The 4,939-nt window shown below is 35.8% G+C and carries 7 protein-coding genes; 1 reads left to right on the top strand and 6 read right to left on the bottom strand.

Features of this window, described 5'->3' with window-relative positions:
* Positions 1–89 precede the first annotated feature (89 nt).
* Positions 90–278, top strand: coding sequence for a hypothetical protein (locus GSY74_RS09830; protein ID WP_164664927.1), 189 nt, complete (start codon positions 90–92; stop codon positions 276–278).
* Between the two features lie 100 nt (positions 279–378).
* Here the strand turns inward: GSY74_RS09830 and GSY74_RS09825 are convergent, their stop codons facing one another.
* The 6 genes from GSY74_RS09825 to GSY74_RS09800 all read right to left on the bottom strand — a co-directional run.
* Positions 379–933, bottom strand: a complete 555-nt coding sequence (locus GSY74_RS09825) for a 2-oxoacid:acceptor oxidoreductase family protein (RefSeq protein ID WP_164664926.1) — start codon at positions 931–933, stop codon at positions 379–381.
* A gap of 12 nt (positions 934–945) precedes the next feature.
* Positions 946–1,803, bottom strand: coding sequence for a 2-oxoglutarate ferredoxin oxidoreductase subunit beta (locus tag GSY74_RS09820; protein ID WP_164664925.1), 858 nt, complete (start codon positions 1,801–1,803; stop codon positions 946–948).
* A 1-nt stretch (position 1,804) separates the two neighbouring features.
* Complete coding sequence (locus GSY74_RS09815) at positions 1,805–2,944, bottom strand: 2-oxoglutarate synthase subunit alpha (RefSeq protein ID WP_164664924.1); 1,140 nt, start codon at positions 2,942–2,944, stop codon at positions 1,805–1,807.
* Positions 2,944–3,276 carry a 4Fe-4S binding protein gene (locus GSY74_RS09810; RefSeq protein WP_164664923.1) on the bottom strand — a complete coding sequence of 111 codons (333 nt, stop codon included), beginning with the start codon at positions 3,274–3,276 and terminating at the stop codon, positions 2,944–2,946. The genes GSY74_RS09815 and GSY74_RS09810 overlap by 1 nt, the downstream gene beginning before the upstream one ends.
* A 175-nt stretch (positions 3,277–3,451) precedes the next feature.
* Positions 3,452–4,099, bottom strand: coding sequence for a hypothetical protein (locus tag GSY74_RS09805; protein ID WP_164664922.1), 648 nt, complete (start codon positions 4,097–4,099; stop codon positions 3,452–3,454).
* A 405-nt stretch (positions 4,100–4,504) separates the two neighbouring features.
* Positions 4,505–4,939: hypothetical protein (locus GSY74_RS09800; RefSeq protein WP_223157527.1), on the bottom strand; the 435-nt coding region annotated here is incomplete at its 5' end.

Raw genomic sequence — 4,939 nt, 5'->3', positions numbered from 1 at the left:
TTAAAAAGAGTTCTTAGTTTCTATTTTTTATAAAATGACAAATAGTGACAATAGAGTGCTTTGCACCAATTCAAAACAAGGATTAAGAAATGAGATTTTTACATATATTAATGCTCTTTTTAGCATTCGTTGTAGTTGCCAATGGGGGCAAGGTCAATTGGGATTCCAAAGGAAAACCACAAATAGAGAAGTCAGATAAACCTGTAAAAGGGTGTACGCAAGGAGGGTTAGCAAGTCTTGGACAAGAGAATAATAGCTCTTCTTCCTGCTCAAAGTAGTTTGAACTTTAATTGAGAGTTGATAATTTATAATTATCAACTCAACTCTTCAGAACTTATATGGCAGTGCTTTTAAGCCCTACCATTAAATTATGAAATCTTAAGCACCTTTCTCTTTAGCATACTTTTCACCCAAATCATAAGCCACCAAATTGATGTCATGAACTTTGGCAGGTACTTTTGAGAGCATTGTATCAATAAGAACTTTCTTATCAACAGCATTCAAAAATGTATTGGCAATAGCCAGTGCAACTACCGATTGAGTAATTACATTTCCTACCTCTTCTTTAGCGATAGTAATAATAGGTATCTCTACAATATTCCATTTTTTTCTATCTTCCTCTGTTGGGTGTACCAAGTTTGGCTCAATAACGATTGTCCCACCCTCTTGTACTCCACCTTTGAACTGCTGATAACTTACATCTGCAACTGAGAGCATGAAGTCAATCTCACCATCATTTGCATATGGGTAGTAGATTTCTTTCTCATCCAGAGTAATATCAACAACTGTTGCTCCACCACGCACTTGTGATGTATATGTTGCAGTTTTTAGACCGTGTCCACCAGTGGCGATTTTTGCAGCTGCAAAAATCTCACCAGCAAGAAGAACACCCTGTCCACCAACGCCTGTAAATCTCATTAATGTTCGTGCCATTGTGTCTCCTCCTTATATTTTCTTAGCAAAGTCATCTTGGGTGATTTTCTTTCTCTCACCTTGATGTACTTTGATAATCTCTGCATACATATCACAATACTCATCTGCCTCTGCATCTTGCTTTAAGATACCTGTAGGAAGCAGATTAAGTTGCTCTTCTGGACTCATCTTTTCATATTTCTTTTTAGAAACTGTAATGCTATCAATCCAGTCAAGGTTATCCATAGCAGAAACCATTTTGTTCTTTCTACCAAGGTTAATATGACAGTTTGAGAGTGCTTCAACCACTGCGAAGCCTTTATGTTTGAATGCTTCAAATATGACTTTTTCAAGTTTTTTAGGAGCGGTTACATTCTCTCTTGCAACAAACGATGCACCAGATGCAATCATCAACTCACAAGTATCAAAAGTAGGGTCAATATTACCAACTTTTTGAGTAACTGTCCACATACCTTTTGGAGTAGTTGGAGAAGTTTGAGAGTTGGTCAAACCGTAGATGAAGTTATTGATAATGATAAATGTAATATCAATATTTCTTCTAGCTCCATGAATAGAGTGGTTACCACCAATAGCCAATGCATCACCATCACCTGCAACACAGATAACATGTTTAGTAGGGTTAGCAAGTTTAACACCTGTTGCGTATGCTATAGTTCTACCGTGTGTTGTGTGAATGGTATTGAAGTCAACATATGAAGAGAATCGTCCAGAACATCCAATTCCAGAGACAACACATACTTCATCTTGAGTCCAACCCATTTTTTCAACAGCTCTAATGAATGACTTAAGGATAACCCCGTCACCACAACCCCAACACCATAGTGTTGGCATCTTTTCAAGTCTTAAATACTTATCATAATTAAATGCCATACTAGAATACCTCTTTTACTTCATTTACAATCTCGTAAGGAGAGATTGGTCTTCCGTTTACTTTGTAAAGTCCCTTAAGGTCAAGTCTACCTGATGCTCTTTGAACCTCATCCATATACTGACCAATGTTAAGCTCAACAACAAGAACATCTTTAATCTTGTCTGTGTACTCTTTAATCTTCGCTTCTGGTGATGGCCATAAAGTGATTGGTCTAAAGAGTCCAGCTTTAATTCCATCTGCTCTTAGGTGACGAATCGCCTCTTTTGCAGCCAATGATACTGAACCATAAGCGATAATAAGAATCTCTGCATCATCACACATAAACTCTTCATAAGACTCAAGCTCATCAACATGTGCTGTAACCTTATCATCAAGTCTCTGAATCAGTTTTCTACAAGTCTCAATCTCCTCTGTTGGGAAACCATTTTTGTCATGGTGAAGACCTGTAAAGTGGTATCTGTAACCTCCAAACATAGGGTTAAGAACCGCTGGTTCAGTAGGTCCACACTCATATGGGAAATACTCATCAGCTGGACCGTCAAATTTCTTTCTAAGAACGATTCCCTCTTTTACCTCTTCTACTGTTGGAAGCATCGCTTTACCATGCATGTGACCTAAAGTCTCATCTAGTAGTACAAATACTGGTTGCATAAATCTATCAGCCAAGTTAAATGCTCTTACTGTTTCAGTATAACACTCAGCCAAGTTACCAGCACATAAAGTGATTGAACGGTAATCACCATGAGATGGATTTTTCGCTTGAGCAACATCACCCTGAGATACACGAGTTGGAAGACCAGTTGATGGACCACCTCTCATAACATTCACACATACCAAAGGAACTTCTGCCATCTGTGCAAGTCCAAGGTTTTCAGCTTTTAGTGAAATACCGGGTCCTGAAGTTGCTGTTAAAGCTCTTACACCACTCATAGATGCACCGATTACTGCACATATACCTGCAATCTCATCTTCCATCTGAATCGATGCTCCACCAACTTTTGGTAGAAGGTCAGAGATAACATGCATCACTTCACTTGAAGGTGTTAGTGGATAACCACCAAAAAACATACATCCAGCATCAACCGCTGCGATTGCAGATAGTTCATTACCAGTTGATATTACTTCTCTTGTTGCTGACATTAGTTTGCCTCCTTATAATCTGCAGGTAGTCTATACCCATTATTTGCAATCGCCTCTTGTCTTGCTTTAGAAGCACTTGTCAATTTAGCAAATTTAAATGTTTTCTTCTCCGCTACATAAATAGCAAAGTCTGGACATACGAGTTCACACTCATTACATCCGATACATGAATCAGGTGAGATTACGGTAATCATCGCACCCAAAGTCGAAGTTGGTTCTGCTTGCATAGAAAGCACACCAGCTGGACATGCGTCCACGCATATATCACAGGCTTTACATCTTGCTGTGTCTACCCATACTGGAGTGTTCTCAGGAGCTATCATTGCTGCCATTTGGTCCCCTTGTTAATTTTAATTTAAGTGAGAGGTTTCTTCACTGATAGTAGAATAGCTTAGTTTGGGTAATGGTGATTTGAATAGTCCACAATTATTATACTAATAAGTTTTGATGTTACCTTTTGAGACAAGCTGTTTTGAGTAACAGTTGTCAATATATATGAATAGAAAACTACCTATTTCGTTGAAGAGGAAGTTGCTCTATATCAGGATTTGGATGTCTACCAAGTTGATTATTCGGACTATTGATGTGAATATGTGGATTGTTAAGTTCATCTAAAATTTTTAGAAGCTTATGCTCTGTCTCAACTGATATATTACCCGTTGCTACAATGGCTAAAATTCTCTCAGCATACTCTTTTTTTGCCAACATATCTTTATAATCTTTATCTTTTTCCAACTCATCATGAGCTAAAGTTCTTTGATATTTGAGATATATATAAATAAGGATAAATACCAAAAGAGAGATAGCGATTAGCATCTTATTATCTTCCTCTTTTTGTCTATCAGAAGAGCCATACTTGATAGTTGCAAGAGTACTATCTGTTCTTGAATCTATCTCTTTTATCTCAACTTTAGTATCATGCTCTTTTTCAATACGCAAAGTCTCTATCTCTTTCTCTTTCTGCAGTTCAGCTAGTTTCTGTTCATGCTCTTTTTCAGCTCTTATCAAATCTAACTTCTGCTTCTGCTCCATGTCATTGCTAGGACGCTCCAAAATCCTACGCACTGCTTCTCCAGGTGTATCACTGACAGAAAACGCTGACAATACAATATACCCAACAACTGCAGATAATATTACTATTAATACTTCCTTCATAGACTCCCCTTCAGAGATATGACTATTATTATATATCTTTTTGCCTTAACATATATTAATATGATAGTAAATAATGTGTGACAAGTGTGAAAACCAATAGTTTCAGTAACCATAATCTAAATTTTTAAGCTAGAAAAGAGTCTATATCTCTTCTCCTTACATATTCTACAGATATAATCATTATATGTTGCTATATTATTAAAATTTAAAAAAGCCAATAGAGATTTTATGGAACTATCCATGTCATATCTTTTTTCATTCTCCAATAACTCCCTATATAATGATTGTATATCTTTAATATGCATTATGAGACTTCCTTAAAAGTTATATATAACAATTATATACAAAAAAACTTAAAAAACAACATAAATTATTATTTTATTAAAATGCAAAATTAATTGCATATTATATTGGATTTTTTACCGTCACTATCTTTGTGTACTCCTCTTCTTTCTCGTCTACCACCGTAGCATCTCTATAATCACCTCTATCATCAACCATAACCACGCCGTCATACTCTCCATTATCATCTATATTTGATATATCTGATTTGGTATTATACTCTACCATAGGCTCTTTGTTTGACTCTTTTTGTTTGACTTTCTCCTCAACTATATAACTAACACCTAGTACTCTAGTTCCTTTTATTACGCTTCCGTTATCTTTAGCACTATTATATATTAAATAGCCTATAGTAAGAATCATAAAAAAAAGAGTAAATATCAACAATACTTTAACTCGATTCTCTTCAGAATATATATTATTTGTAGTAGCCTCATTAATCTCTTCTGTATAAAGCTCTTCTTTTTTTAACAAAATTTTTCCTTGATTTTTCAAATT

Origin of the sequence: Sulfurovum sp. bin170 (assembly GCF_010892395.1) — a bacterium.
GTDB lineage: Bacteria > Campylobacterota > Campylobacteria > Campylobacterales > Sulfurovaceae > UBA1140.
Note: the sequence above shows the minus strand (reverse complement) of the source record. Positions and strands in the feature narration are given on the sequence as shown.

Bases quoted from the DNA above. Each gene is read 5' to 3' on its own strand.
- GSY74_RS09815 (WP_164664924.1), bottom strand. From the start codon at position 2,944: ATGTCAGCAACAAGAGAAGTAATATCAACTGGTAATGAACTATCTGCA.
- GSY74_RS09825 (WP_164664926.1), bottom strand. From the start codon at position 933: ATGGCACGAACATTAATGAGATTTACAGGCGTTGGTGGACAGGGTGTT.
- GSY74_RS09830 (WP_164664927.1), top strand. From the start codon at position 90: ATGAGATTTTTACATATATTAATGCTCTTTTTAGCATTCGTTGTAGTT.
- GSY74_RS09810 (WP_164664923.1), bottom strand. From the start codon at position 3,276: ATGGCAGCAATGATAGCTCCTGAGAACACTCCAGTATGGGTAGACACA.
- GSY74_RS09805 (WP_164664922.1), bottom strand. From the start codon at position 4,099: ATGAAGGAAGTATTAATAGTAATATTATCTGCAGTTGTTGGGTATATT.
- GSY74_RS09820 (WP_164664925.1), bottom strand. From the start codon at position 1,803: ATGGCATTTAATTATGATAAGTATTTAAGACTTGAAAAGATGCCAACA.